The sequence below is a fragment of the Neisseria sp. HMSC073G10 genome (genome assembly GCF_001812605.1).
GTDB classification, from domain to species: domain Bacteria; phylum Pseudomonadota; class Gammaproteobacteria; order Burkholderiales; family Neisseriaceae; genus Neisseria; species Neisseria subflava_A.
This window is the reverse complement of sequence record NZ_KV809536.1, coordinates 464567-491059: the sequence shown is the minus strand read 5'-3', so window position 1 is coordinate 491059 and position 26493 is coordinate 464567. Positions and strand designations below refer to the sequence as shown.

Below are 26493 nucleotides of genomic sequence, written 5' to 3'. Positions count from 1 at the left end.
TACCGTTTTCTGTTTCAAACCTTATACAGATTTATCTGTTTTGTCTGTTTCTACTGACTCAGTATTCTGAACCTCATTTTGCTCAACAGCTTCAGCAGCTTCAGCAATAGGCGCTTCATACTCTTCCACTTTGTCATCGCGGACATTGTGGCTATAATCTTTAGGCGGACTAGGCTGTTTACCGGCCATAATTTCCAAAACTTGGTCTCGATCGATGGTTTCCCAATCCATAAGTGCTTTGCACATGGTTTCCATCTTATCACGATTTTCATCCAAGATTTTGTAAGCCACTTGGTATTGCTCATCCAAAATACGGCGGATTTCCGCATCGATATCTTGTTGGGTTTTCTCGGAAATATTTTGAGAACGGGTTACGCTGCGACCCAAGAATACCTCACCTTCGTTCTCAGCATAAACCATCACACCCATTTTGTCGCTCATACCATAACGCGTTACCATCTCGCGTGCCATTTGAGTTGCACGCTCAAAGTCGTTAGATGCACCGGTAGAAATACGGCCGACAAAAATATCTTCAGCAATACGGCCACCAAACAAGATTGAGAGCTGGCTCAGCATTTGGTCTTTGTACATACTGATGCGGTCACGCTCAGGCAGCTGCCAAGTCAAACCCAATGCACGGCCACGAGGCATAATCGTTACTTTGTGAACCGGATCGGTAAACGGCAGGCTTTCCGCTACGATTGCATGACCGGCCTCATGATAGGCTGTCGCACGTTTTTCATCTTCGTGCATTACCATACTGCGACGCTCCGGACCCATGTAGATTTTGTCTTTAGCATCTTCAAAGTCGCTTTGATCGACTTTAACTTTATTACGACGACCGGCAAACAAAGCTGCTTCATTGACCAAGTTTGCCAAATCCGCACCTGAAAAACCAGGTGTACCGCGTGCTAAAGAAGTCAAATCTACGGATGCATCCAAAGGTACTTTTTTAGCGTGTACTTTCAAGATTTGCTCACGGCCACGGATATCAGGCAATGGAACAACGACTTGACGGTCAAAACGGCCCGGACGCTGCAACGCTGGGTCAAGTACATCAGGACGGTTGGTTGCTGCGATCACAATAACGGTTTGATTGCTTTCAAAACCATCCATTTCAACCAACAATTGGTTTAATGTTTGCTCACGCTCATCATTACCACCGCCCAAACCAGCACCACGCTGACGGCCAACCGCATCAATTTCATCAATAAAGATGATACATGGCGCGTTTTTCTTGGCCTGCTCGAACATATCGCGGACACGGCTCGCACCGACACCGACAAACATTTCTACGAAGTCAGAACCTGAAATGCTGAAGAATGGCACACCGGCCTCACCGGCAATCGCTTTAGCCAGCAATGTTTTACCCGTACCAGGGCTACCGGCCAACAAAATACCGCGCGGTACACGACCACCCAGGCTTTGATAGCGATTAGGAGATTTCAGATAATCCACGATTTCTTGTACTTCTTCTTTAGCCTCATCACAACCGGCAACATCGGCAAAAGTAACTTTATTGGAATCTTTGTCCAACAAACGTGCACGGCTCTTACCAAAAGAGAATGCGCCGCCTTTACCGCCACCGCCGCTTTGCATGCGCATGAAGTAGAACCATGCACCGATCAACAACAAAACAGGCAGCAGGCTGTAAAACAGACTGGCCAGCATGCTTGGTTTTTCTTCCGGAGTCACTTTGACGCGTACTTTGTTGTCCAACAGTGTTTTAACCAAGTTGTCATCCAAAGGCGCATTGGTATAGAAGGCAGTTTTATCGGTGCGCTCACCTTTAATCAGATAGCCGCTGACAACAGATCCTTCAATATTGACATTGGATACTTCGCCACTATTAACTTGCTGAATAAATTGAGAATATTCGATTTGCTGTTTATCTTCCTGCTTATCGCTGAGCGCATTGAATGCTGCTAAAAGCATAGCACCACCCACTACCCAGACTAATATGTTTTTAATGGTATTCCCCACTGAACAGGCTCCATGGTTACAAAATAAATAAAATCAAGGGAAAGAATTTTAAAGCACCCACCCTACATTGTCAGCGTTTATTTTTACCTAATAGGTAAATCTCACTGGAACGATTGCGGGAAGCATCCGGCTTTCGGGTTTGTACACTGGCAAAAATTTCACGCATAGCCGCCGTATACTCTTGATAACCCGCGCCTTGAAACACCTTCACTAAAAAACTGCCGCCGGTTTTCAAATGTTGGGAGGCAAAATCCAAGGCCAGTTCACACAAATAAAAACTGCGTGCCTGGTCGGTTACGGCATTGCCTGACATATTGGGTGCCATATCACAGATTACAAGGTCTAACGGACGATTATCCAATAAGGCTTCAAACTGCTCCAAAACAGCATCTTCCCTAAAGTCACCCTGAATAAACGACACACCTTCAATAGCTTCCATCGGCAAAATATCCAAAGCAAACACTGCTCCTGTTTTACCGACCAGCTTGGCCGCAACCTGTGACCAACTTCCCGGCGCGCTGCCCAAATCCGCCAAAACCGTACCTGGCTTGATTAATTTGTCTTTTTGATTTATTTCCAATAATTTATAAGCCGCTCTGGCACGATATCCGTCCTTTTGTGCCATATGGACATAATGATCGTTGACGTGCTCATGCAGCCATGCTTTTGAAGATTTTGAGCGTACAGCCATCTTGATTTGAAATGCTTAAGTTAAAATCAGCATTGTACGTTATTTCCCCCGTAAATGTTCTAAATCGCGTACAATATAGCCATTATTCTTTTGAATTGGATACTTATTAATATGAGCGACAACAAATTAAGCACCAAAGAAATTTTGGCCTTGAAAGCCCAAGCACATCACCTCCATCCTGTTGTTATGGTTGGCCAACAAGGCTTGACCGACTCAGTCATCAGAGAAACCGATGCCGCATTGACAGCACATGAATTGATTAAAGTCCGTGTTTTTGGCGATGATCGCGCTGAACGTATTGAAATTTGCAATGCCCTGTGTGAAACACTGGGGGCTCAACTGGTGCAACATATTGGCAAATTACTTGTTTTGTGGCGTAAGAAACCGGAAGACGAATAATTTAAACTGAATAAACAGCAGAAGTATTTTCTCAATCCACTTTAATCATATCCTTCTGTTGTATTTATGCAGTACGAAATGATTTATTCCATTATTCTAAGTATAAAAATACAAATACGGTCGTCTGTTTTTGTAAATAACCTCAAAATTACAAAATCATAACGGCCGCACTCTGTCGGCCGATTATTTTATTCTTAATCCTTCGCAAAATATAAAAGCAAACCGATGAATGCTCAACAATATGAAGAATCTTTTCTTCTAGCAGAAAAATTAATCACTCAAGACCCTCCTGACTTTGCACGAGCCATCCCATTGCTCTGCGAGGCAGCAGAAGCCGGGCATATTGAGGCCGCATTTCAGCTAGCAGGATGTCTGATCGAACACCACGAAAATGCGCAAGATTTAGCAATTGCAGTTGAATATTTAAAGCAAGCTGCAAGAGCTGGTCATCCATACGCCCGCTATAATCTTCTCCAGTTACAAGAAAATAATGGAATAGAAATAGAAAAGCTCATTGCAGCCTATCAAGAGCTTGCTGAAGAAGGATTAGCCCCAGCACAACTACACCTCATGCGTTTATATGCAGATAATGGCAATGACCAAGAAGCAGTCAAATGGGCATTGAAAGCTGTCGAACAGCAAAATCCTCAGGCACAATACTTCTTAGCCCAACATTACCAATATTCCAGCTCTTCTGATTTGGAATATTCTCATAAACTTTATCAGCAATCCGCTGCACAGGGATTTATTGCAGCACACTGGCAACTCGGTCTCCAATACAAATTGGGGCAAGGTGTCGCACAAAATCCTGAAAAAGCAATCGAACATTTACGTATTGCCGCCGATTACGACATTGTTCCAGCTCAAACTTCTCTTGCAGAACTCTTAGCCGCATCAAATCCTGCTGAAGCATTGGAATGGTTTGAAAAATCTGCCGCACAAGGTGACAGCAATGCGAATGTAGCACTTGCCGAAATCTATCTGCTAGGCAAAAACACCGAACGAGACCCTCAGAAGGCCTATCAGCACGCTAAATTTGCTGCGGATCAAAATGATCCGGAAGGTTTGCGCCTTTTAGGTGATATCCATCGCTACGGATTGGGACGATCAGTTGATGCAGACACCGCCCGTCAATATTATCAACGCTCGGCCGATTTAGGTAATCTTGTCGCTTACCAAAAACTTCTGTCTGACAGCGCGTTGAATAACCAGCAAAACTATGAACTGACGAAAGAAATTGCCCTCCAACGTCAGGAAGCCGAGCGTCTGTACAAGCTGGCATTTGCAGCACACTATGGCTTAAAACGCAAACAGAATTACACTGAAGCACTGGAGTTATACCATCAGTCCGCAGAACGTGGACACAGTAAATCCCAAACCAATCTTGGCATGATGTATTACTGCGGACAAGGCGTACCTGTCGACTACGCCCAAGCTGCAAAATGGTTTGAAGCAGCGGCCAAACAAAGAGACACGATGGCTCAATATAATCTTGCCTGCCTGTATTATCACGGCATGGGTGTAAAAAAAGACATCAACAATGCTTGCTTCTGGTTGCAAGAAGCCATCCAACATGGACATGAACAGCAAGACGTTCTCAAAGAGCTTCTGACTCAATGGAAGCAATTCTCTCAAAAAGGCTCTACTGATAATTAGAGGCCGTCTGAAATTCTAACTTCCTACATAAATGACATGTCAGCGCTAAAGTAGCCTGTACATGTCATTTTTTTCATTTACCCTTCCTCAACAATCGCCATCTTCAAATCCCATTTCTCCTTAATCTCTTTAGAGTCTTCAGACGGCCTATTCTCTTTGTAAAAAACCAGATAATCTAAATTTAATTTTCTATTTACAACAAAATTTGAAAAATATTTTTCGTATTCGAATAAACTTTCTCAAATATCTGATGCTTTTTTACTGTATCCACTCAATATCTCGATTTAAAAACAAGCTACATAACTCTTTTAAAAAATCTTAATTTCAACCTCTAAATCCTATCAATATCTACAGCACAATTTGCCAGTTTGCCCAATTACTGATAGCATTTGCAGGTTAGCTGGTTTGTAAAAAGTTCAATTCTTTCTGATTTTTTATCAACGGTTATAACGTATTGATAATATTTCAGTAATTAAAACTTTTTTCGAATTTAACTCTAGGAATTTTCGTTTTAAACTCACATCTGTTCGCAAACGAAAATATCGGAGTAATACTCCGTCATTGAAAAACACTCAACACAAGGATAGATATTATGTCCACCCAATTACACGATGTTGACCCAATTGAAACCAAAGAATGGTTAGACGCGTTAAGCTCTGTTTTAGAATATGAAGGTAGCGAACGCGCCCAATACCTGCTGGAAAGTTTGGTCAAATACAGCCGTGACAAAGGCATCCGTATGCCTCACGGCACCACTACTCCATATTTGAACACCGTTTCCGTAGAAGACGAAAAAGGCATCCCCGGCGACCAAAACATCGAACACCGCATCCGTGCATTCGTTCGTTGGAACGCTGCCGCTATCGTTTTGCGCGCGGGTAAAAAAGATTTGGAATTGGGTGGACACATTGCATCTTTCCAATCAGCCGCCACTATGTACGAAGTCGGCTTCAACCACTTCTGGAAAGCTAAAGGCGAAGGTGAAGAAGGCGATTTGGTATTCTTCCAAGGCCACGTAGCCCCTGGTATCTACGCACGTGCGTTCGTTGAAGGCCGTCTGACTGAAGACCAGCTGAACAACTTCCGTCAAGAAGTTGACGGTAAAGGCCTGCCTTCTTACCCTCACCCTCACCTGTTGCCTGACTTCTGGCAATTCCCAACCGTATCTATGGGTCTGGGCCCATTGATGGCGATTTACCAAGCACGCTTCCTGAAATACTTGGAATCTCGCGGCCTGGCTAAAACCAAAGGCCGTAAAGTATGGGTATTCTGTGGCGACGGCGAAATGGATGAACCTGAAAGCCAAGGTGCTATTGCTCTGGCTTCACGCGAAGGCTTGGATAACTTGGTATTCGTCATCAACTGTAACCTGCAACGTTTGGACGGCCCAGTACGCGGTAACGGCAAAATCATTCAAGAGCTGGAAGGCAACTTTGCCGGTGCCGGCTGGAATGTTGTGAAAGTCATCTGGGGTCGTCGTTGGGACCGCCTCTTGGCAAAAGACAAAGATGGCATCCTGCGTAAACGTATGGAAGAGTGCTTGGACGGTGACTACCAAACTTACAAATCCAAAGACGGCGCATACGTCCGTGAACACTTCTTCAATACGCCTGAACTGAAAGCATTGGTCGCCGATATGACTGATGACGAAATTTGGGCATTGAACCGCGGTGGTCATGACCCTCAAAAAGTCTACAACGCTTACGACCGCGCTGCGAACCACGCCAACGGTAAACCTACTGTAATCTTGGCAAAAACCATTAAAGGTTACGGTATGGGTGCATCCGGCGAAGGTCAAAACGTTGCCCACCAAGCCAAAAAAATGGACAAAGCGTCTCTGAAACAATTCCGTGACCGCTTTGACATTCCTGTAACTGACGAGCAAATCGACAGTGGCGACCTGCCTTACCTGACTTTTGCTCCTGACAGCGAAGAATACAAATACCTGCACGCACGCCGTGAATCTTTGGGTGGCTACCTGCCTCAACGCAACCCAACCCAAGATGTTCTGGAAGTGCCTGAACTGTCAGCATTTGATGCCCAACTGAAATCCAGCGGTGACCGTGAATTCTCCACCACCATGGCTTTCGTACGCATCCTGTCTACCCTGTTGAAAGACAAAAAAATCGGCAAACGCGTTGTACCTATCGTTCCTGACGAAAGCCGTACTTTCGGTATGGAAGGTATGTTCCGCCAATACGGTATTTGGAACCCTAAAGGCCAACAATATACCCCTCAAGATAAAGACCAACTGATGTTCTACAAAGAATCTGTTGACGGTCAAATCTTGCAAGAAGGTATTAATGAGCCAGGCGCAATGGCTGACTGGATCGCGGCTGCAACCAGCTACGCCAACAGCAACTTTGCGATGATTCCTTTCTATATCTACTACTCTATGTTCGGTTTCCAACGCATCGGCGACTTGGCATGGGCTGCCGGCGATATGCATGCACGCGGCTTCCTGTTGGGTGGTACTGCCGGCCGTACAACGCTGAACGGTGAAGGTCTGCAACACGAAGACGGCCACAGCCATATTCAAGCAGATTTGATTCCAAACTGCGTTTCTTACGACCCGACATTCCAATACGAAGTAGCCGTTATCGTTCAAGACGGTCTGCGCCGTATGTATGCCAACAATGAGGATGTGTTCTACTACATCACCCTGATGAACGAGAACTACGCTCACCCGGATATGCCTGAAGGCGCAGAAGAAAACATCCTGAAAGGTATGTATCTGCTGAAAGCCGGCGGCAAAGGCGACAAGAAAGTTCAATTGATGGGTTCCGGTACCATCCTGCAAGAAGTCATTGCCGGTGCTGAATTGTTGAAAGCCGACTTCGGCGTAGAAGCAGACATCTGGTCTTGCCCATCTTTCAACCTGTTGCATCGCGACGCTATCGAAGCAGAACGTTTCAACCGCCTGAATCCTTTGGAAACTGCAAAAGTACCGTTTGTTACTTCTCAACTGCAAGGTCATGACGGCCCAGTGATTGCCGCTACCGACTATATCCGCAGCTATGCTGACCGCATCCGCGCCTACATCCCGAACGACTACCATGTCTTGGGTACCGATGGTTTCGGCCGTTCCGACAGCCGTGCCAACCTGCGCCGCTTCTTCGAAGTGGACCGCTACAACGTTGCCGTGGCAGCATTGAGCGCATTGGCAGAACAAGGCAAAGTCAGCAAAGAAACCGTTCAACAAGCCATCGAAAAATACGGCATCAATGCCGACGTGGCGCCAAGCTGGAAACGCTAATCCTGTTTTCAGACGACCTCAAAGTCAATTTGCTTGCGGGGTTGTCTGAATCAAGAATACGTTGACGGTTTGTATAACGGATAAACCTTGAATTACCGGGCTGCGGGCGTAAGTCGTGCAAAAGGTTCGAAGCGCAGAAAAGCTGTCTTGGAAATGGTTATCCGTGCCGGAAAACATAAGTGATGTCGTCTGAAACTGTTTTTCAGACGACCTCAAACCGAAATCATCAAAGGAACTCAAATGAGTATCGTAGAAATCAAAGTACCCGATATCGGCGGTCATGAAAACGTCGATATCATCGCAGTAGAAGTCAAAGCGGGCGACACCATCGCCGTTGACGACACCCTGATTACTCTGGAAACCGACAAAGCCACTATGGACGTACCTGCTGATGCAGCCGGTGTCGTGAAAGAAGTTAAAGTTAAAGTTGGCGATAAAATCTCTGAAGGCGGCGTTATTCTGACCGTTGAAACCGGTGCTGCCGCTGCTGATGCCGCTCCTGCTCCTGCAGCAGAAGCTCCTGCTACTCCTGCTACTCCAGCTGCTGCGCCCGCAGCTGCTCCTGCCGGAGGCGCTACCGTACAAGTTGTTGTACCTGATATCGGCGGCCACTCTGACGTAGACGTTATTGCCGTTGAAATTAAAGTTGGCGATACTGTTGCCGTTGACGACACCCTGATTACTTTGGAAACCGACAAAGCTACTATGGACGTACCATGTACTGAAGCCGGTGTGGTTAAAGCCGTATTTGTAAAAGTTGGCGACAAAGTATCTGAAGGTTCTGCCATTATCGAAGTAGAAACCGCCGGTTCAGCCGCAGCTGCTCCTGCTCCTGCCGCTCAAGCTGCCGCACCTGCACCAGCCGCTGCTTCAGCCCCTGCTGCCGCTCCAGCACCAGCCGCTGCGCCTGCTCCGGCTGCACCTGCAGCTGCCAAAATCGACGAAGCTGCATTTGCCAAAGCCCATGCAGGTCCTTCTGCACGTAAACTGGCGCGCGAATTGGGCGTAGATTTGGGCCAAGTAAAAGGTACCGGTCTGAAAGGCCGTATCATGGGCGAAGACGTTAAAGCCTTCGTTAAATCCGTTATGCAAAGCGGTGCAGGCAAACCTGCTGCTGCCTCTTTGGGCGGTGGTCTGGACTTGTTGCCATGGCCTAAAGTTGACTTCTCAAAATTCGGCAGCGTCGAAGTTAAAGAACTGTCTCGCATTAAGAAAATCTCCGGTCAAAACCTGTCTCGCAACTGGGTTGTGATTCCTCACGTTACCGTACACGAAGAAGCGGACATGACCGAATTGGAAGAATTCCGCAAACAACTGAACAAAGAATGGGAACGCGAAGGCGTGAAACTGTCTCCATTGGCCTTCATCATTAAAGCCTCTGTTGCTGCGCTGAAAGCCTTCCCTGAATTCAACGCCTCTCTGGATGGCGACAACCTGGTGCTGAAAAACTACTTCAACATCGGTTTTGCAGCCGACACGCCAAACGGCTTGGTTGTTCCAGTCATCAAAGATGTGGATCAAAAAGGCTTGAAACAAATCAGCCAAGAGCTGACTGAATTGTCTAAAAAAGCCCGCGAAGGCAAGCTCAAACCACAAGAAATGCAAGGCGCATGCTTTACTATTTCCAGCTTGGGCGGTATCGGCGGCACAGGCTTCACACCGATCGTGAATGCTCCTGAAGTTGCTATCTTGGGCGTGTGCAAATCCCAAATCAAACCGGTTTGGAACGGCAAAGAATTCGCTCCTCGCCTGATGTGCCCATTGAGCCTGTCCTTCGACCACCGCGTCATCGACGGTGCCGCCGGTATGCGCTTTACCGTATTCCTGGCTAACCTGTTGAAAGACTTCCGCCGCATTACCCTGTAATCCGAGCATTTTCAGACGGCCTGTATAGAAAGGCCGTCTGAAAAAAGAAGTCCGAACATCATTCAGAAAGATTAGACATGAGCTTAGTTGAATTGAAAGTGCCCGACATTGGCGGTCACGAAAATGTAGATATTATTGCGGTTGAAGTAAATGTGGGCGATACCATTGCTGTGGACGATACCCTGATTACTTTGGAAACCGATAAAGCGACTATGGACGTACCTGCCGAAGTTGCAGGCGTAGTCAAAGAAGTTAAAGTTAAAGTGGGCGACAAAATCTCTGAAGGCGGTTTGATTGTTGTCGTTGAGGCCGAAGGTGCAGCTGCTGCTCCTAAAGCCGAAGCACCAGCTGCTCCTGCACAAGAAGCCCCTAAAGCAGCCGCTCCTGCTCCTCAAGCTGCTCAATTCGGCGGTTCTGCCGATGCCGAATACGACGTAGTCGTATTGGGTGGCGGCCCTGGCGGTTATTCTGCTGCATTTGCTGCTGCTGACGAAGGCTTGAAAGTTGCCATCGTTGAACGTTACAAAACTTTGGGCGGCGTTTGCTTGAACGTCGGCTGTATCCCTTCCAAAGCCCTGTTGCACAACGCTGCCGTTATCGATGAAGTACGTCACTTGGCTGCCAACGGTATCAAATACCCTGAGCCTGAACTCGATATCGACATGCTGCGCGGCTACAAAGACGGCGTTGTTTCCCGCCTGACTACCGGTTTGGCAGGCATGGCTAAAGGCCGTAAAGTAGACATTATCCAAGGTGATGGCCAATTCTTGGACCCACACCACTTGGAAGTTTCTCTGACGACCAGCGAAGTGTACGAACAAGCTACGCCTACCGGTGAGAAAAAAATCGTTGCCTTCAAAAACTGTATCATCGCAGCAGGCAGCCGCGTAACCAAACTGCCTTTCATCCCTGAAGATCCGCGCATCATCGACTCCAGCGGTGCTTTGGCTCTGAAAGAAGTGCCGGGCAAACTACTGATTATCGGCGGTGGCATCATCGGTCTCGAAATGGGTACGGTTTACAGCACTCTGGGTTCTCGCCTGGATGTTGTTGAAATGATGGACGGCCTGATGCAAGGCGCAGACCGCGACTTGGTTAAAGTATGGCAAAAACAAAACGAATACCGTTTTGACAACATCATGATTAACACCAAAACTGTTGCTGTCGAGCCTAAAGAAGACGGCGTTTACGTTACCTTCGAAGGTGCAAATGCGCCTAAAGAGCCACAACGTTACGATGCCGTACTCGTAGCTGCCGGTCGTGCGCCTAACGGCAAACTGATCAGCGCTGAGAAAGCCGGTGTTGCTGTGACTGACCGCGGCTTCATCGAAGTTGACAAACAAATGCGTACAAACGTGCCGCACATCTACGCCATCGGCGATATCGTCGGTCAACCGATGTTGGCACACAAAGCCGTTCACGAAGGCCACGTTGCCGCTGAAAACTGCGCCGGCCACAAAGCCTACTTCGACGCACGCGTTATTCCGGGCGTTGCCTACACTTCTCCTGAGGTGGCATGGGTTGGCGAAACCGAGTTGTCTGCCAAAACCTCCGGCCGCAAAATCACCAAAGCCAACTTCCCATGGGCTGCTTCCGGCCGTGCGATTGCCAACGGTTGCGACAATGGTTTCACTAAGCTGATTTTTGATGCTGAAACCGGCCGCATCATCGGTGGCGGTATCGTTGGCCCTAACGGCGGCGATATGATCGGCGAAGTCTGCTTGGCCATCGAAATGGGCTGTGATGCAGCCGATATCGGTAAAACCATCCACCCACACCCAACCCTGGGCGAATCCATCGGTATGGCTGCGGAAGTGGCATTGGGCGTATGTACCGACCTGCCTGCTCAGAAAAAGAAATAAGTTCACTCAAATAAAATTTGAACGAACTTGATGGAACAAAGGCCGTCTGAATGTTTCAGACGGCCTTTTCGCAAATAAGGAGACTCAATATGAAAAAAATCGAAGCTATTATCAAACCTTTCAAACTTGACGATGTACGCGAAACCCTGACTGAAATCGGCATTACCGGCATGACTGTCAGCGAAGTCAAAGGTTTCGGCCGCCAAAAAGGCCACACAGAAATTTATCGTGGCGCGGAATACGCAGTCGATTTTCTGCCTAAAGTAAAAATCGAATTGGTATTGGCTGACGATAAAGTCGATCAAGCTGTTGATGCCATCTTGGAAACCGCGCATTCCGGCAAAATCGGTGACGGTAAAATCTTTATTTATCCGGTTGAAGAAGCTATCCGTATCCGTACCGGTGAACGCTCGGAAGCAGCGCTTTAATAGAAATCGCAAAACACAGAATACAAATGCCGTCTGAAAATAAGTCGTAGCGTGGTTTGTTCAGGACTTATTTTTCAGACGGCATTAATTGAATACCCCCCCATTCTCTAAAGTCTATCCAAGTAAACCGGTTACCGAAAACCTCACGCCATCAAGTATGGAGGAATTCAAGGCAATGCTTCCCTTGGCCTTCATGAACGACTTTACCGTATCAAATAACTCTTTCCAAAAAATAAATTACCCAATCCCATTCTTAAAAACCTCAACGCCCTACTTCTAAAATCAAATCCCCCATATTTTTCCCTATTCTTATTGCCGCTTTACTTTTCAGACGACCCCTTTATCCAAACTCCGTTATAATGACGGCTTTAAAATTAATTTATCCAAAGACAGTCTTATCATGAAACACATCCACATTATCGGTATCGGCGGCACATTTATGGGCGGCGTAGCGGCTATTGCCAAAGAAGCAGGTTTTAAAGTCAGCGGTTGCGACGCAAAGATGTATCCGCCGATGAGCACCCAGCTCGAAGCCTTGGGCATTGACGTACACGAAGGTTTTGATGCCGCTCAATTAGACGAATTTAAAGCCGATATTTACGTTATCGGTAATGTTGCCAAACGCGGCATGGATGTGGTTGAAGCCATTTTGAACAAAGGCCTGCCTTATATTTCCGGCCCGCAATGGCTGGCTGAAAACGTATTGCACCATCATTGGGTGCTCGGCGTAGCCGGCACACACGGCAAAACGACCACAGCCTCCATGCTGGCATGGGTCTTAGAATATGCCGGCCTTGCACCGGGCTTCCTGATTGGCGGCGTACCGGAAAACTTCAGCGTTTCCGCCCGTCTGCCGCAAACGCCGCGCCAAGACCCTAATTCAAAATCCCCATTCTTCGTTATCGAAGCTGACGAATACGATACCGCCTTTTTCGATAAACGCTCCAAATTCGTACACTACCGTCCGCATACCGCCATTTTGAACAATCTGGAATTCGACCACGCTGACATTTTTGTCGATTTGGGCGCCATTCAAACCCAATTCCATCATTTGGTACGCACCGTGCCGTCTGAAGGCCTCATTGTCTGCAACGGCCAGCAGCAAAGCCTGCAAGATACTTTGGACAAAGGCTGCTGGACGCCCGTAGAAAAATTCGGTACCGAACAAGGCTGGCAGGTTGGTACCGTCCATGCCGATGGCTCGTTTGATGTACGCCATCACGGCGAAACGGTCGGACATGTCGCTTGGGAACTGATGGGCGAACACAACCGCATGAACGCCCTCGCCGTTATCTCTGCCGCGCGTCATGCCGGCGTCGATATTCAGACGGCCTGCGAAGCTTTGAGTGCATTTAAAAACGTCAAACGCCGTATGGAAATCAAAGGTACAGTAAACGGCATCACTGTTTACGACGACTTTGCCCACCACCCGACCGCCATCGAAACCACTATCGAAGGTCTGCGCCAACGTGTCGGTGATGCTCGCATCCTCGCCGTCCTCGAGCCTCGTTCCAATACCATGAAACTCGGCACCATGAAAGCCGCCCTGCCTGCAAGCTTAAACGATGCCGACCAAGTGTTCTGCTACGCCGGCGGCGTAGACTGGGACGTCGCTGAAGCCCTCGCGCCTTTAGGCAGCAAGCTGCACGTCGGCAAAGACTTCGATGCCTTTGTTGCCGAAATCGTGAAAAATACAGAAGCAGGGGACCATATTTTGGTCATGAGCAACGGCGGTTTCGGCGGAATACACGGAAAGCTGCTGGAAGCGTTGAAATAAGCCTTCTCCAATAACCAAGGCCGTCTGAAAAGTTTTCAGACGGCCTTTTATCATGTGCTAATTAAAATCTATATTTACGAAAAAACGTTTTAATAATACCCAAATAACACTCATCCATTATTAGCCCATACATACTTGCTCAAGACCATTTTTCCATTATGCATTGCCAAGCCTCCCCAAAATCTGATAATAATGCAGACAACATCTAATCTGTGCATATATCATGAAACACAAAACTCTCTTTAAGCCCATAGTTCTCAGTATTGCGCTTTCTATCCTTCTGATTACAACAGCGGTATTTTTTGCCCGTCATCACAACTCTATCTCAAGTATTAATACCAATTTCCTACAACAGAAGATTACCGAACCCGAAGGACCATCACCGCAAATCGTACAATTTGCGCGAAACCAAATTGGCAAAACCCTTCGTTACGACCCAGCTTACACGAAGCTCACTTATCCGATGGGCGATGTGCCGATATCAAAAGGCGTTTGCACAGACGTCATTATCCGAGCCTTACGTGACCAAAATATAGATTTGCAAGAGCTTGTTCATCAAGATATGAGTCGGAATTTTTCCGTTTATCCGAAACGCTGGGGATTAAAACAGCCGGACACTAATATCGATCACCGCCGCGTCCCTAACCTAATAACTTATTTCACGCGTCAAGGCTGGGCAGTTCAAGATACAAACTATCAAGCTGGCGATATTGTAACTTGGGAACTGAAAGGCAACCGTCCCCATATCGGCATCGTCTCCGATCGAAAAATCGGCGATAGGCCTCTGATTATCCATAATATCGGTTCAGGAACCCGTGAAGATGATATATCCTCTACCGCTACACCATCACTGGACATTTCAGGCTTCCCATTCAATAAATCATGAGACTACTGAAAAATTCACTTCAATATCATATCCAATCTGTAGTTTTGCGCTTTTTTTGCAATCCACCTTTCGAGGCCGTCTGAAACCATAGGTGGGATAACCATCCGACAAAATATTAGAGACAGTGCGACATATTCCATATCACTGATACATATGATAATGTGATGGATTTTTACGATTTTAATTATATTGGAATCATGGATGGAGAGAATCGGTAAGTGGATAAGCTATCGAAACTAAAGATTAAATATACAATTTTTATATCAATATTTTTTGTCGTTTTTTACAAGGGAGCTGAGTTTTATACCTATACAGTCGATAATGTGCCTTCATATTTTATGGACTGGGAAAGGAATATTCCTTTCTTGCCCATATTTATGTTGCCTTATATGACATCACCGTTTTTCTTCTTGGTCACTATATTTTTGGAAAAGAACGAAAGCAGTCTGAAATTACTGATAAAAAGAGCAACCTTTTTAATCGGAGTTTCTACTGCTCTATTTGTAATATTTCCCATGAAATTTTATTTTCCCAAGCCTGAAGTCGATAACCAAATTTTAAAATCCTTCTTTTATATTTTGGGAAAATTGGACAGTAGTTTTAATCAATGCCCGTCATTACATGTGAGTTTCGCTTTTCTTTCGGCTGAGGTTTATTGTAGAGAATTCAAATCCAAATTCTTAAAATCATTTTTTGGTATATGGGGATTTTTACTCGCCATTTCGGTCTTATTTGTCTATCAACACCATTTGATTGATTTCGTAGGGGGAGCATTGATATTCTTAATCACTTGTATCCTATTCCCAAGAAAAAAGACAGTTTAAACATTTTGTCACAGAATCTTAGAAAGCACTACAACAACAATTGAACCATAGTCCAAACATACAAAAAGGCCGTCTGAAAAGTTTTCAGACGGCCTTTCACTTTTACCTAACCCTCTTTATTTAACCGCAACCACCACATTTTCCACAGCCGCTGCTGCAGTCGCGTTTTTTTGGTTTGAATACGAATTTTCGCAAGAGGAAGAATACGCAGGCGAGCATAATCAAGCCGACGATAATATATTGAGTCATGACGATAGTATCCTTGAAGAAATTTGGTAAACCACGAATGCGGCAAAATAAGCCATCAGGAACAAATAGCCTGTAATCATAAGCATATTTTTCGTGGATTTGGTTTCGCGTTTAATTACGGTCAAAGTCGCGGCACACATCGGAGCATACACATACCAAGCCAAGAAGGCAAAGGCGGTCGGCAAGCCCCAGTTGTTGTGTATGATGGGAATTAATGCGTTTTGTACGGCATCTTCAGACGACGCGCTGACGGCATAGACCGTACCCAGTGCGGCAACGACGACTTCACGCGCGGCAATACCCGGAATCATGGCGATACACATTTCCCAAGTAAAGCCCAAAGGTGCAAACAACGGCTGAATAGCATGACCAAGCGTACCTGCCAAGCTGTAATCGATGGCTGCACCGGTTGCGCCTTCAGGCGGTTGCGGCCAGCTTACCAAGCCCCACAGAACTACGGCCAACGCAAAAATGATGGTACCCGCGCGTTTCAGGAAGGCTTTCACCCTATCCCACAGGCTGGTCATGATGTGTTTAAAGTTAGGCGTACGGAAAGTCGGCAATTCCATCAAGAGTGGGAATTGTTGCACATTGCCTTTCATGCGCGCCAAGCGTTTCATGATATACGCTGCCAATGCGGCCGACAGAATGCCTACGATATAAAGAATAAACAATGTCAGGCCTTGCAGGTTGAAAATACCGCCCACTGTACGGTCAGGAATAACAGCGGCGATAATCAGCGCATACACTGGCAAACGTGCGGAACAAGTCAGCAACGGCGCAACCGCGATGGTAACAAGGCGTTCGCGCGGGTCGTTAATGGTACGCGCCGACATCACGGCAGGAACGGCACAGGCAAAGCTGGACAAAAGGGGAATAAACGAACGGCCGGACAAACCGCTTTTTGCCATGATGTTATCCAGCAGGAAGGCTGCACGCGGCAGATAGCCTGAGTCTTCCAATAGCAGGATAAAGGCAAACAAAATCGTAATCTGCGGCAGGAACACCAACACGCTGCCCAAACCGGCAATGACGCCGTTGACGAGCAAGTCGCTGAGGATGCCCGGCTCCATGTTCGCGCCTATCCATTCGCCCAGCGCGGTAAAGCCACCTTCGATGGCGTCCATAATCGGCGCCGCCCATGTGTAAACCGCTTGGAACACCATAAACAGGATGACCAGCAGCATAATCATGCCCCAGACGGGGTGCAGCACGATGTCGTCGAGTTTTTTGTGCCATGCGGGCAGCGTCATCTGGGTGCGTACCACTTGTGCCAAAATCGATTCGACTTCTTGATAAAGTTTGTCGCTATCCAGCGCATCGAGCGTGCGTTCGGCAGAGGCGGGGTTTGCGGGGAAAGAGCGTTTGCGCGGCAGCTTCGCCACGGCTTCGCGTACAGCCTGTACACCCGACGCGCTCACTGCAACTGTTTCCAAAACAGGTGCATCCAACAACTCGCTCAGTTTGGCCGCGTCGATATTCAAGCCCCTTTTGCGGGCCACGTCGCTCAAATTCAGCGACACCACCATAGGCAGTCCCAGCGTTTTCAGTTCCAAAATCATGCGCAGGGTCATACGCAGGTTGGTCGCGTCGGCAACGGCAATAATGGCATCGGGCGGAATGCCCATCTTGCCTACCATTACATCTTTCGCCACCGCTTCGTCGGGGCTGGTCGTGCGTAGGCTGTATGTGCCCGGCAGGTCGATAATGCGGACGGCCTCGTCGTCGAGGAAGGCGCCCTCGCGCTTATCGACAGTTACGCCCGGATAATTGGCAACCTTGGCATGTGAGCCGGTCAAACCGTTGAACAAAACGGTTTTGCCGCAGTTTGGCGCGCCAATCAAGGCAAAATAGCTTAGTTCCATCATTTTTCCTTATTCTTTCAGACGGCCTTAAACGGCCTCAACGATACGACACATAATCTTCCCGGCCTCTTCCGAACGCAGGGAAAATTGAGATTGGTTACCCAAACGTACCGCAAACGGGCCTCTCCCAAAACCACCCACTGCAATCACTTGCAACGGCATTCCGCTGGAAAAACCCAAATCTGCAAGACGACGGGTTACCAAGGTATCCAAATCACCAAAAACAGGATTGGGAGCAATGGAATCAATATGTACGACTGCGCCTTTTTTCAGGCGCGACAAAGGAACAGCAGACATAAGTCTCTCTTTTCTTTTTGTTTTAAAAATAGATTATTGAAAAAACGTGAGAAGTATGATGAATGTGTAGCACATTTGAAAGATTGTTTACGAATGGCTATTTGCCCCTTCTTTCGATAAGTGCGGTTTGTTTTGAATACTGTTATTGTTTCCCTTAATGATAAGGTATATCAATATAAAAATCAAATGTAACAAGATAAACTAAAAAGGCTAAAATCCTTTTATCATTAGGATTTCAGCCTTTTTATGCACTCAACAAACTAAAGGCCGTCTGAAAGGTTTCAGACGGCCTTCAAAATAAAAAACCGAATCAAATCGGTTTTTTATTCCCATTCAGGGAAAGACTCTAAATTACAGAGCGTCTTTCAATGCTTTACCGGCACGGAATTTAGGAGTTTTAGCAGCAGCAATAGTCAAAGGCTCGCCAGTTTTTGGGTTGCGGCCTTGACGTTCGGCGCGTTCGCCGACGTAGAAAGTACCGAAACCGACCAGAGTAACAGTGTCGCCGCTTTTCAATGCGTTGGTTACGGCATTAGTAGTAGCATCCAAAGCTTTTTGCGCAGCAGATTTGGAAATGCCGGCTTCTTGAGCAATTGCTTCGATCAATTCAGACTTGTTCACAATTAGTCCCTTCCTATCGTATAAAGATGATGAAATGCCCGAATACTCGGGGCTTGAGCGCTTTCAAAGCACATACGCACTTTATAGCAATTCTGAAATTATCATGTCAAGTAAAAAATGTGGAATTGCCCTATTTTTGGGGCATTCAGGGCAAAACCACATTTTTTGCAACATCAGACGGCCAACTTAATGCTTGGTTGCTTTTGTTCTTGACTTTGTCTTAGGAGTTTGCACGGTCTCGGCAACTGCCAATTCGGCAACCCATTGCTCAGGCTGAGTTTCCAGACTCAAAGCCAACACTTCATCAATCCATTTGACCGGATGGATGGTCAGACCGGTTTTGACATTTTCAGGGATTTCTTCCAAATCTTTGACGTTGTCTTTCGGAATCAATACATGCTTGATGCCGCCGCGCAAAGCAGCCAGCAGTTTTTCTTTCAAACCGCCGATCGGCAACACTTCGCCACGCAAAGTGATTTCACCGGTCATCGCCACATCCGCACGCACTGGAATTTTGGTAAAGGCAGAAACCATCGCCAAAGTCATGGCAATACCTGCGCTTGGACCGTCTTTCGGCGTCGCACCTTCCGGCACATGGACGTGAATGTCTTTCTTCTCGTAAAAATCAGGAGCCAGACCCACTGATTCGGCACGGGAACGGACAACCGACCATGCGGCCGATACTGATTCTTTCATCACATCGCCCAGTTGGCCGGTACATTGAATCGTACCCTTGCCCGGCAAGGCAACCGCCTCAACAGTCAACAACTCGCCACCGACTTCAGTCCAAGCCAGACCGGTTACCTGGCCGATGCGGTTTTCGCTTTCGGCCACGCCATAGTCGAAACGGCGCACGCCTAGATAGTCATGCAGATTTTTCTCAGTAACTTTAATTGCTTTAGGCTTGGCCTTGCTTACTGTTTTGGATTTGGACGCTTTTTTCTTGTCCTCATTCAAAGTAACCTGCATCACCACTTTACGGCAGATTTTGGCAATTTCGCGATCCAACGAACGGACACCGGCCTCGCGGGTGTAGTAACGGATAATATCGCGCACCGCACTTTCATCAACCACCAACTCGCCCTCTTTCACACCATTGCGCTTCATTTGTTTCGGCACAAGGTATTGCATGGCGATATTGATTTTTTCGTCTTCCGTATAACCGGACAGACGGATAATTTCCATACGGTCAAGCAGCGGAGTCGGGATATTCAAGCTGTTTGAAGTGGCAATAAACATCACATCGCTCAAATCATAATCGACTTCGGCATAATGGTCGGCGAACTTATTGTTTTGCTCAGGATCGAGCACTTCAAGCAATGCACTGGCCGGATCACCACGGAAATCGCTGCCCATCTTGTCGATTTCATCAAGCAGAAACAATGGGTTCTTCACACCCGCTTTCGCCATGTTTTGCAGGATTTTGCCCGGCATAGAGCCGATATAGGTACGGCGGTGACCGCGGATTTCACTTTCATCACGCACGCCGCCCAATGCCATACGCACATATTGTCGGCCTGTGGCTTTGGCAATCGATTCACCCAAGGAAGTTTTACCTACCCCCGGAGGGCCAACCAAACACAAAATCGGGCCTTTGAGCTTGTCCATACGTTTTTGAACGGCCAAATATTCCAAAATACGCTCTTTGACTTTTTCCAAACCATAATGGTCGGCATTCAAAATCAAATCAGCCTTGGCAATATCTTTGCTGACACGGGATTTTTTCTTCCACGGCAGCTCAAGCAAAGTATCGATATAGTTGCGCACGACGGTAGATTCCGCAGACATCGGCGGCATCATTTTCAGTTTTTTCAATTCAGACAGACATTTTTCTTCAGCCTCTTTGCTCATGCCTGCTTCTTTAATTTTGTTTTCCAACGCATCCAGTTCGCCGCGTTCGTCTTCTTCGCCCAATTCTTTCTGAATCGCTTTTACTTGCTCATTCAAGTAATACTCGCGTTGGGATTTTTCCATTTGACGTTTCACACGGCCACGAATGCGTTTCTCAACCTGCATGATGTCGAGTTCGGCTTCCAACTGAGCCAGCAGAAATTCCAAACGCTCAATAATGCCGGCAGTCTCCAGCACATATTGACGCTGCTCCAATTTCAGCTGTAAATGCGCGGCAATAGTATCGGCAAGACGGCTGTTGTCATCGATACTACTGATGGTACTGATAACTTCGGCAGGGATTTTTTTGTTCAATTTCGCATATTGCTCAAATTGAGTCAGCAAGGTACGACGCAAGGCTTCAATTTCGGGATTGTCCTTGTCGCTGTTTTCATCAATCGCCTCAACATAGGATAAAAACAGTCCGCCTGTTTCGTCAACCGTCAATGCGCGCGCACGACGGATACCTTCCACCAACACTTTAACAGTACCGTCAGGCAGCTTCAAAACCTGCAAAACTTGGGCAACCGTACCAGTTTGGTGCAAATCTTCAGCTTTAGGGTCTTCTGTATTAGGGTCAAGCTGGGCCAACAGGAAAACCGGATCATCATTAGCCATTGCCGCCTCAAGGGCCGCAATCGATTTAGGACGACCGACGAACAGCGGCAATACCATATGCGGATACACCACGACATCGCGTAAAGGCAAAGTAGCCAGCGCACTGTATTCCTCGAAATATTTGTCTTTTGTCGGCATAGTTAATAATCTCAATCATTGTTAAATCAGAATGTAGCTCAAAATTGGGCTGAAGCGCTCCATTTCAAGACTTGAAAACAGCTTATCCGCACCTATTTTCGAAAACATCATTTTTAATAGCCCGATATGGACGTTTACGATAAAATATATCGGATTTTGGGCCGTCTGAAAACTTTTCAGACGACCCTGGCTAACCAAACAAGGTAGTAAACCATGACAGACTCAACTGAAAAAAAATCATTAATTGAATTCCCTTGCACCTTTCCTGTAAAAGTCATGGGCGCAGTTCATCCGGAATTTGAATCCGCCATCTTGGAAACCGTGCGCAAACACGCTCCCGATACTGAGCCGCACCACATTACTACGCGCCCAAGCAGCAAAGGCAACTACACCAGCGCAACCGTCAAAGTAAATGTCGACAACCAAGAGCAGCTCGACAATATCTACCGCGACCTAACTTCACACGAATTGGTAAAAGTGGTGCTGTAATGAAAATCGTGCACAAAGGCTTGGTCGATTACCTGCCGACTTTCGAAGCCATGAAGGCATTTAATGCCTCGCGTGACGAAAACACCGAAGACGAATTATGGGTGGTCGAACATCCGCCCGTATTCACCCAGGGCTTGGCCGGAAAACCCGAACACCTCCTCATCCGCGACGATATACCCGTTGTCCAAATTGACAGAGGTGGTCAAATTACTTATCACGGCCCCGGCCAACTGGTCGTCTATACGATGATCAATTTCAAACGCCGTAAGACCAGTGTGCGCCATATTGTTTCCGCACTTGAAAACAGCATCATCGCCACCTTGGCAGAATACGGCATCGAAGCAGCAGCCGATCCCAAACGCCCCGGCGTTTACGTCGGCGAGCGTAAAATTGCTTCCCTAGGCCTGCGTATTAAAGACGGCTCCGTTTACCACGGCTTGGCGCTTAATGTGGACATGGATTTAAGTCCGTTTACCCATATCAACCCCTGCGGTTATGCCGGTATGGAAATGACCCAAATTGCCGACTATGTCTCTCCGGCACCCAGTTTGGCAGAAGTTTCAGACAAATTGACCAAGCATTTACAAAAAGAGCTGGCATAAGGCCGTCTGAAAATATTCAACCCCAACGCCATCTTTTAACTGCCCCTCTGAACCCACAAGCCCTTAGTTCATAAAGACTACAATAAGCTTTTCAGACGGCCTTTATAACGACAGAAAGAACACATCACCATGAGTGAAGAAGTAAAACACGACCCCAAACGCGGCATCAAACTGAAAGGCGCAGACAAAACTGCACGTATTCCGATTAAAGTTGTTCCATTGGAACAAAAATTGAAAAAGCCCGAATGGATCCGCGCCAAATTACCGGGCAAGAAATTCTTTGAAATCAAAAATATTCTTCGTGAACAAAAAATGCATACCGTGTGCGAAGAAGCATCTTGTCCAAATATCAGCGAATGCTTTACCAAGGGTACAGCCACATTTATGATCATGGGCGATATTTGTACCCGCCGCTGCCCGTTCTGCGACGTTGGCCATGGTCGTCCCAATATGTTGGATCCTGACGAGCCTAAACACTTGGCCGAATCCGTCAAATCCATGAACCTGCGCTATGTCGTGATTACTTCCGTCGACCGTGACGACCTGCGTGATGGTGGCGCCCAACATTTCGCCGACTGCATCAAAGCCATCCGCGAAACCAGCCCGAATACCAAAATCGAAATCCTTGTTCCCGATTTCCGCGGACGTCTGGACATCGCATTGGAAATCTTGGCAGAAACACCGCCCGACGTGATGAACCACAACTTGGAAACCCATCCAAGCCTGTATAAAAAAGCCCGTCCGGGTGCCAACTACCAACACTCCCTCGAGCTTCTGCGCCGCTACAAAGAAATGATGCCACATATCCCGACCAAATCCGGCATCATGGTCGGCTTGGGCGAAACAGACGAGGACGTGCGCGAAATCATGCGCGATATGCGTGCCAACAATATCGAGATGATTACCATCGGCCAATATCTGCAACCTTCAGACGGCCACTTGCCAGTCTTGCGCTATGTAACGCCTGACCAATTCAAAGTTTTTGAAAAAGAAGCATACGAATTGGGCTTTACCAATGCCGCCATCGGCGCAATGGTTCGCTCCAGCTACCACGCAGACGAGCAAGCAGCCGAAGCTTTACGTGAAACCCACGGCGGTTGCAGCCACCACTAAGGTTTAAATTATACAAGGCCGTCTGAAAAACAGTTCTCTGATTTTTCAGACGGCCTTTATTTGATCAAAATGACTATACACGATTTTTTAGATTTTAAAAAAATAAACCTTAGTAGCGGCTCCCATTGAGCTAATTTTAAGCAATACAAAAAAGCGGCTAAACAGGATAAACACTGTTTGCCGCTTTTTAATTTATTTCTTTATTTTACTTCTTCAACAATTTTGCCGCTTCAATCGCATAGTAAGTCAAAATGCCATCGGCTCCGGCGCGTTTGAATGCCAACAGGCTTTCCAAAATGGTTTTTTCGCCATCCAGCCAACCGTTTTGAATGGCAGCCTGAAGCATGGCATATTCGCCGGAAACTTGGTAAACATAAGTCGGTACGCCGAACTCGTCTTTAACTCGGCGGACGACATCCAGATACGGCAGACCCGGTTTTACCATTACCATATCTGCACCCTCTTGAATATCCAATGCTACTTCGTGCAAGGCTTCGTTAGTGTTTGCAGGATCCATTTGGTAGGTTTTCTTGTCTGCCTTACCCAAATTACCGGAGCTGCCGACAGCATCGCGGAACGGTCCGTAGAACGCTGAAGCATATTTTGCCGAATATGCCATGATGCGCGTATGGATATGTCCGGCATCTTCTAAGGCTTCGCGGATAGCAAGAATACGTCCGTCCATCATATCTGATGGGGCAATGACTTGTGCGCCCGCATCAGCATGACACAAAGCCTGCTTTACCAAAACTTCAATGGTTTCATCATTGAGGACATAGCCATTTTCATCGGTTAAACCGTCTTGGCCGTGAATGGTATAAGGGTCCAAGGCAACGTCGGTCATGATACCCAGCTCTGGGAATTTCTCACGCAGGGTTCGTACCACTGTCGGTACCAAGCCTTCAGGGTTATAAGCTTCCTCAGCAAACTCGGTTTTGTTTTGCGTTACCACGGGAAACAAAGCCAGCATAGGAATGCCGAGTTTCAGTGCTTCTTCAGCAGTGAACAACAATTTGTCCAAACTTTGGCGTTTGACACCCGGCATGGATGGGACTGCCTCTTCCTGATTCTGGCCTTCCAATACAAAAACCGGATAGATCAAATCATCTGCCGTCAAAGTATGCTCGCGCATCAGACGACGTGAAAAATCATCTTTACGCATACGGCGCATACGGGTGTTTGAGACATAACGCGGAGGGAAATTCATAACAATTGCCTTTCAATAATGAAGTCTTAAAATCAGTCTTCGACTTGACGTATGGCTTTGACCGAACGTTTAATTTCGCTGAGCGTACCGGTTTTATAACTATTACGTTCCTGTTCGATCATACCGTTTTGATCCAATTTGGCGATATTTTTCAATGCCTCGGCATACTGGCCGTCTGAAAGTTTTTCCTGTTTGATGTGCCAACGGTTGTTCACTTCGGAAGCCGTCCATAAGCCTACTTTGTTATAGTAGAACAAAATGCTTGCCGCCAGCGTCTTCATATCGCTGTCGGGCTTGGCACTGCCGATACTGCGGCCGATACGGTTGTTGCGTTGATCGACCGCTTGGTCGGCAAGGTAGCGGCTGAAGTAGTCGTCTTTACCTTCACGCAACTCCATATCCGTCAGGCGCGCATTCCCTGCTTTTTCGGCAATCATGCTGTCGAATTTAGAAGCAATCGCCGCCTGCCATAATGCTTGGCGTACGGCATTGACTTGTGTCCCCCTGCTGTCGCCGTTTGCTTTGTCGTCCAAACCTGTACGCTCGGCAAAGCGTGTGGCGTTACTGGTCATATTGATTAAGCCTTCGTCTTCCATTCCGATAACTTGGGCGGCTACGGGATGGTTAAGCGCAAATTGTGCCATTTTACTGCGGCGGCTTTGATCTTCCTGATACGATTGACATCCGGACAATACCAGCATGCCGAGAACGGCGCATTGAATGTGTTTTTTAATATGTTTCATGATGTAACTATCGATATTATTGTGTGAGTTCAACTTCTTTGTTTAACATAGAAACGCCCGTAAGCGCAAATTAATTTCCATACGGACAAATCGGCGCATGAATGGCTATTTTATAATAAAAATAAGGCCGTCTGAAAACTTTCAGACGGCCTGAGTATTTTTAACCCAGTAAGCTGCGAATCTGCGGCCAGTAAAACAGGCAGGCTATCGAGCAAATAGCAATGCTGATACCGGCTGCATTAATGCTGCTGATTTTTTCCTTAAATATTGCCGCACCAATCAGCGTACCCAAAACAATCACGCCAATATTCATACCAGCAAAAACCAAGGTCGGATTATCCTTCATAATTTGGTGTGCCGAGATGTAGGTAACAATATTCAAAAAGTTCAGGCAGCCTAAAATCATACCGCCCACTATACCCTCTTTGGTCCATTTGCTTCCTTTGGCAAACAGGTAGCCAAACATCAAGATACCGGCCAAACAAAATGCCACCAGCAAATTGCCGGCAAACGCGGTACCGCTTTTTGCCACTTGTTTGAACAAAATATCAATGACGCCATAGCCGCACCAAACGCCCAAAAGCAGCATCACTTGCGTGCTAAGACCGCCGGATTTCTTACTGCCATCGCTTTTCCAAAGCAAGAAAAACAATGCTGTAAATGCCAATACCAAACCAATCAGACGGCCTTCGGTCAGTTGTTCATGAAAAAGCGTGAATGAAGCGATAATGGGCAAAAACAGCGATAAGCGCTGGGCCGCGTCCGATTTGACGATACCTGCCGCATCTACGGATTTGCCCATAATGACAAACACGCTTGGCAGCAATATGCCCAAAGCCGCAAAGAGCCACCAAGTCGGCAAAAATACCTGCGGATTGCTCAAATCGGGTTTTAACACCAGCATGGTCAAAGTAACGGCAACGATATAGTTCACTGCCACCGCCTGCTCAATATTGATTTTTTGTTTGCGCGCCACTTTCAGCAATACGGAAACCAACACGCTGCAAACGATACTTGCCAATAAATATGCCAT

At 47.0% G+C, this 26493-nt stretch carries 22 protein-coding genes; 12 read left to right on the top strand and 10 right to left on the bottom strand.

Going from position 1 to position 26493, the window contains the following annotated elements; translation table 11 throughout:
* Nucleotides 1-21: 21 nt before the first annotated feature.
* Both ftsH and HMPREF2865_RS10680 read right to left on the bottom strand, forming a co-directional pair.
* On the bottom strand, nucleotides 22-1983 hold the full coding sequence (ftsH, locus tag HMPREF2865_RS10685) for an ATP-dependent zinc metalloprotease FtsH (protein ID WP_070647110.1): 1962 nt from the start codon (nucleotides 1981-1983) through the stop codon (nucleotides 22-24).
* A 70-nt stretch (nucleotides 1984-2053) separates the two neighbouring features.
* Complete coding sequence (locus tag HMPREF2865_RS10680) at nucleotides 2054-2674, bottom strand: RlmE family RNA methyltransferase (RefSeq protein WP_070460733.1); 621 nt, start codon at nucleotides 2672-2674, stop codon at nucleotides 2054-2056.
* Between the two features lie 111 nt (nucleotides 2675-2785).
* Here HMPREF2865_RS10680 and yhbY point away from each other — a divergent pair, with 111 nt between their 5' ends.
* From yhbY to HMPREF2865_RS10635, 9 genes are all read left to right on the top strand, one after another.
* The gene (gene yhbY / locus HMPREF2865_RS10675; RefSeq protein WP_070647107.1) at nucleotides 2786-3073 is read left to right on the top strand and encodes a ribosome assembly RNA-binding protein YhbY; all 288 of its coding nucleotides are present in this window, start codon (nucleotides 2786-2788) and stop codon (nucleotides 3071-3073) included.
* Nucleotides 3074-3298: 225 nt separating this feature from the next.
* Complete coding sequence (locus HMPREF2865_RS10670; protein ID WP_070647106.1) at nucleotides 3299-4729, top strand: tetratricopeptide repeat protein; 1431 nt, start codon at nucleotides 3299-3301, stop codon at nucleotides 4727-4729.
* Between the two features lie 592 nt (nucleotides 4730-5321).
* Nucleotides 5322-7985: a pyruvate dehydrogenase (acetyl-transferring), homodimeric type gene (gene aceE / locus HMPREF2865_RS10665; RefSeq protein WP_070647104.1), complete on the top strand. Its 2664-nt coding sequence runs from the start codon at nucleotides 5322-5324 to the stop codon at nucleotides 7983-7985.
* 240 nt (nucleotides 7986-8225) lie between these two features.
* Entirely contained in the window at nucleotides 8226-9851 is a 1626-nt protein-coding gene (gene aceF, locus HMPREF2865_RS10660; protein ID WP_070647102.1) for a dihydrolipoyllysine-residue acetyltransferase, read from the top strand.
* A 77-nt stretch (nucleotides 9852-9928) separates the two neighbouring features.
* Entirely contained in the window at nucleotides 9929-11713 is a 1785-nt protein-coding gene (gene lpdA / locus HMPREF2865_RS10655; RefSeq protein ID WP_070647100.1) for a dihydrolipoyl dehydrogenase, read from the top strand.
* An 89-nt stretch (nucleotides 11714-11802) separates the two neighbouring features.
* The gene (locus tag HMPREF2865_RS10650) at nucleotides 11803-12141 is read left to right on the top strand and encodes a P-II family nitrogen regulator (protein ID WP_070647098.1); all 339 of its coding nucleotides are present in this window, start codon (nucleotides 11803-11805) and stop codon (nucleotides 12139-12141) included.
* A gap of 400 nt (nucleotides 12142-12541) precedes the next feature.
* A complete protein-coding gene (mpl, locus tag HMPREF2865_RS10645; protein WP_070647096.1) occupies nucleotides 12542-13918 on the top strand; it encodes a UDP-N-acetylmuramate:L-alanyl-gamma-D-glutamyl-meso-diaminopimelate ligase in 1377 nt (458 codons plus the stop codon).
* A gap of 223 nt (nucleotides 13919-14141) precedes the next feature.
* On the top strand, nucleotides 14142-14804 hold the full coding sequence (locus tag HMPREF2865_RS10640; protein ID WP_234394567.1) for a DUF1287 domain-containing protein: 663 nt from the start codon (nucleotides 14142-14144) through the stop codon (nucleotides 14802-14804).
* A gap of 218 nt (nucleotides 14805-15022) precedes the next feature.
* Complete coding sequence (locus HMPREF2865_RS10635) at nucleotides 15023-15628, top strand: phosphatase PAP2 family protein (RefSeq protein ID WP_070647095.1); 606 nt, start codon at nucleotides 15023-15025, stop codon at nucleotides 15626-15628.
* 120 nt (nucleotides 15629-15748) lie between these two features.
* Here HMPREF2865_RS10635 and HMPREF2865_RS11805 read toward each other — a convergent pair whose 3' ends face one another.
* The 5 genes from HMPREF2865_RS11805 to lon form a co-directional block, all read right to left on the bottom strand.
* Nucleotides 15749-15877, bottom strand: a complete 129-nt coding sequence (locus HMPREF2865_RS11805) for a FeoB-associated Cys-rich membrane protein (RefSeq protein WP_003683546.1) — start codon at nucleotides 15875-15877, stop codon at nucleotides 15749-15751.
* Complete coding sequence (locus HMPREF2865_RS10630; protein ID WP_070647093.1) at nucleotides 15874-17742, bottom strand: ferrous iron transporter B; 1869 nt, start codon at nucleotides 17740-17742, stop codon at nucleotides 15874-15876. The genes HMPREF2865_RS11805 and HMPREF2865_RS10630 overlap by 4 nt, the downstream gene beginning before the upstream one ends.
* Before the next feature lie 27 nt (nucleotides 17743-17769).
* Entirely contained in the window at nucleotides 17770-18039 is a 270-nt protein-coding gene (locus tag HMPREF2865_RS10625) for a FeoA family protein (protein ID WP_003746882.1), read from the bottom strand.
* 351 nt (nucleotides 18040-18390) lie between these two features.
* Nucleotides 18391-18660 (bottom strand): HU family DNA-binding protein, encoded by a 270-nt coding sequence (locus tag HMPREF2865_RS10620; RefSeq protein ID WP_070625332.1) that lies wholly within the window; start codon nucleotides 18658-18660, stop codon nucleotides 18391-18393.
* 186 nt (nucleotides 18661-18846) lie between these two features.
* Nucleotides 18847-21306, bottom strand: a complete 2460-nt coding sequence (gene lon, locus HMPREF2865_RS10615) for an endopeptidase La (RefSeq protein WP_070647091.1) — start codon at nucleotides 21304-21306, stop codon at nucleotides 18847-18849.
* A gap of 213 nt (nucleotides 21307-21519) precedes the next feature.
* On the opposite strand from lon, the gene HMPREF2865_RS10610 reads away from it, so the two are divergent.
* The 3 genes from HMPREF2865_RS10610 (at nucleotide 21520) to lipA (ending at nucleotide 23510) form a co-directional block, all read left to right on the top strand.
* On the top strand, nucleotides 21520-21795 hold the full coding sequence (locus HMPREF2865_RS10610) for an HP0495 family protein (protein ID WP_049328369.1): 276 nt from the start codon (nucleotides 21520-21522) through the stop codon (nucleotides 21793-21795).
* Nucleotides 21795-22397 carry a lipoyl(octanoyl) transferase LipB gene (gene lipB, locus HMPREF2865_RS10605; RefSeq protein ID WP_070647088.1) on the top strand — a complete coding sequence of 201 codons (603 nt, stop codon included), beginning with the start codon at nucleotides 21795-21797 and terminating at the stop codon, nucleotides 22395-22397. The genes HMPREF2865_RS10610 and lipB overlap by 1 nt, the downstream gene beginning before the upstream one ends.
* Nucleotides 22398-22526: 129 nt before the next feature.
* Nucleotides 22527-23510, top strand: a complete 984-nt coding sequence (gene lipA, locus HMPREF2865_RS10600) for a lipoyl synthase (RefSeq protein WP_070591250.1) — start codon at nucleotides 22527-22529, stop codon at nucleotides 23508-23510.
* A gap of 205 nt (nucleotides 23511-23715) precedes the next feature.
* On the opposite strand, the gene hemB is transcribed toward lipA, so the two are convergent.
* The 3 genes from hemB to HMPREF2865_RS10585 all read right to left on the bottom strand — a co-directional run bounded on the left by hemB (nucleotide 23716) and on the right by HMPREF2865_RS10585 (nucleotide 26493).
* Nucleotides 23716-24717 (bottom strand): porphobilinogen synthase, encoded by a 1002-nt coding sequence (gene hemB / locus HMPREF2865_RS10595; RefSeq protein WP_070647085.1) that lies wholly within the window; start codon nucleotides 24715-24717, stop codon nucleotides 23716-23718.
* Between the two features lie 32 nt (nucleotides 24718-24749).
* Nucleotides 24750-25460, bottom strand: a complete 711-nt coding sequence (locus tag HMPREF2865_RS10590) for a DUF6973 domain-containing protein (protein ID WP_070647082.1) — start codon at nucleotides 25458-25460, stop codon at nucleotides 24750-24752.
* A gap of 160 nt (nucleotides 25461-25620) precedes the next feature.
* Nucleotides 25621-26493, bottom strand: a complete 873-nt coding sequence (locus HMPREF2865_RS10585; protein WP_070647079.1) for a DMT family transporter — start codon at nucleotides 26491-26493, stop codon at nucleotides 25621-25623.

What these genes read in the sequence shown, in the direction of transcription:
- HMPREF2865_RS10680 (WP_070460733.1), bottom strand. Translation starts at nt 2,674, where the DNA reads ATGGCTGTACGCTCAAAATCTTCAAAAGCATGGCTGCATGAGCACGTC.
- yhbY (WP_070647107.1), top strand. Translation starts at nt 2,786, where the DNA reads ATGAGCGACAACAAATTAAGCACCAAAGAAATTTTGGCCTTGAAAGCC.
- HMPREF2865_RS10670 (WP_070647106.1), top strand. Translation starts at nt 3,299, where the DNA reads ATGAATGCTCAACAATATGAAGAATCTTTTCTTCTAGCAGAAAAATTA.
- aceE (WP_070647104.1), top strand. Translation starts at nt 5,322, where the DNA reads ATGTCCACCCAATTACACGATGTTGACCCAATTGAAACCAAAGAATGG.
- aceF (WP_070647102.1), top strand. Translation starts at nt 8,226, where the DNA reads ATGAGTATCGTAGAAATCAAAGTACCCGATATCGGCGGTCATGAAAAC.
- lpdA (WP_070647100.1), top strand. Translation starts at nt 9,929, where the DNA reads ATGAGCTTAGTTGAATTGAAAGTGCCCGACATTGGCGGTCACGAAAAT.
- HMPREF2865_RS10650 (WP_070647098.1), top strand. Translation starts at nt 11,803, where the DNA reads ATGAAAAAAATCGAAGCTATTATCAAACCTTTCAAACTTGACGATGTA.
- mpl (WP_070647096.1), top strand. Translation starts at nt 12,542, where the DNA reads ATGAAACACATCCACATTATCGGTATCGGCGGCACATTTATGGGCGGC.
- HMPREF2865_RS10640 (WP_234394567.1), top strand. Translation starts at nt 14,142, where the DNA reads ATGAAACACAAAACTCTCTTTAAGCCCATAGTTCTCAGTATTGCGCTT.
- HMPREF2865_RS11805 (WP_003683546.1), bottom strand. Translation starts at nt 15,877, where the DNA reads ATGACTCAATATATTATCGTCGGCTTGATTATGCTCGCCTGCGTATTC.
- HMPREF2865_RS10630 (WP_070647093.1), bottom strand. Translation starts at nt 17,742, where the DNA reads ATGGAACTAAGCTATTTTGCCTTGATTGGCGCGCCAAACTGCGGCAAA.
- HMPREF2865_RS10625 (WP_003746882.1), bottom strand. Translation starts at nt 18,039, where the DNA reads ATGTCTGCTGTTCCTTTGTCGCGCCTGAAAAAAGGCGCAGTCGTACAT.
- lon (WP_070647091.1), bottom strand. Translation starts at nt 21,306, where the DNA reads ATGCCGACAAAAGACAAATATTTCGAGGAATACAGTGCGCTGGCTACT.
- HMPREF2865_RS10610 (WP_049328369.1), top strand. Translation starts at nt 21,520, where the DNA reads ATGACAGACTCAACTGAAAAAAAATCATTAATTGAATTCCCTTGCACC.
- lipB (WP_070647088.1), top strand. Translation starts at nt 21,795, where the DNA reads ATGAAAATCGTGCACAAAGGCTTGGTCGATTACCTGCCGACTTTCGAA.
- lipA (WP_070591250.1), top strand. Translation starts at nt 22,527, where the DNA reads ATGAGTGAAGAAGTAAAACACGACCCCAAACGCGGCATCAAACTGAAA.
- hemB (WP_070647085.1), bottom strand. Translation starts at nt 24,717, where the DNA reads ATGAATTTCCCTCCGCGTTATGTCTCAAACACCCGTATGCGCCGTATG.
- HMPREF2865_RS10590 (WP_070647082.1), bottom strand. Translation starts at nt 25,460, where the DNA reads ATGAAACATATTAAAAAACACATTCAATGCGCCGTTCTCGGCATGCTG.
- HMPREF2865_RS10585 (WP_070647079.1), bottom strand. Translation starts at nt 26,493, where the DNA reads ATGGCATATTTATTGGCAAGTATCGTTTGCAGCGTGTTGGTTTCCGTA.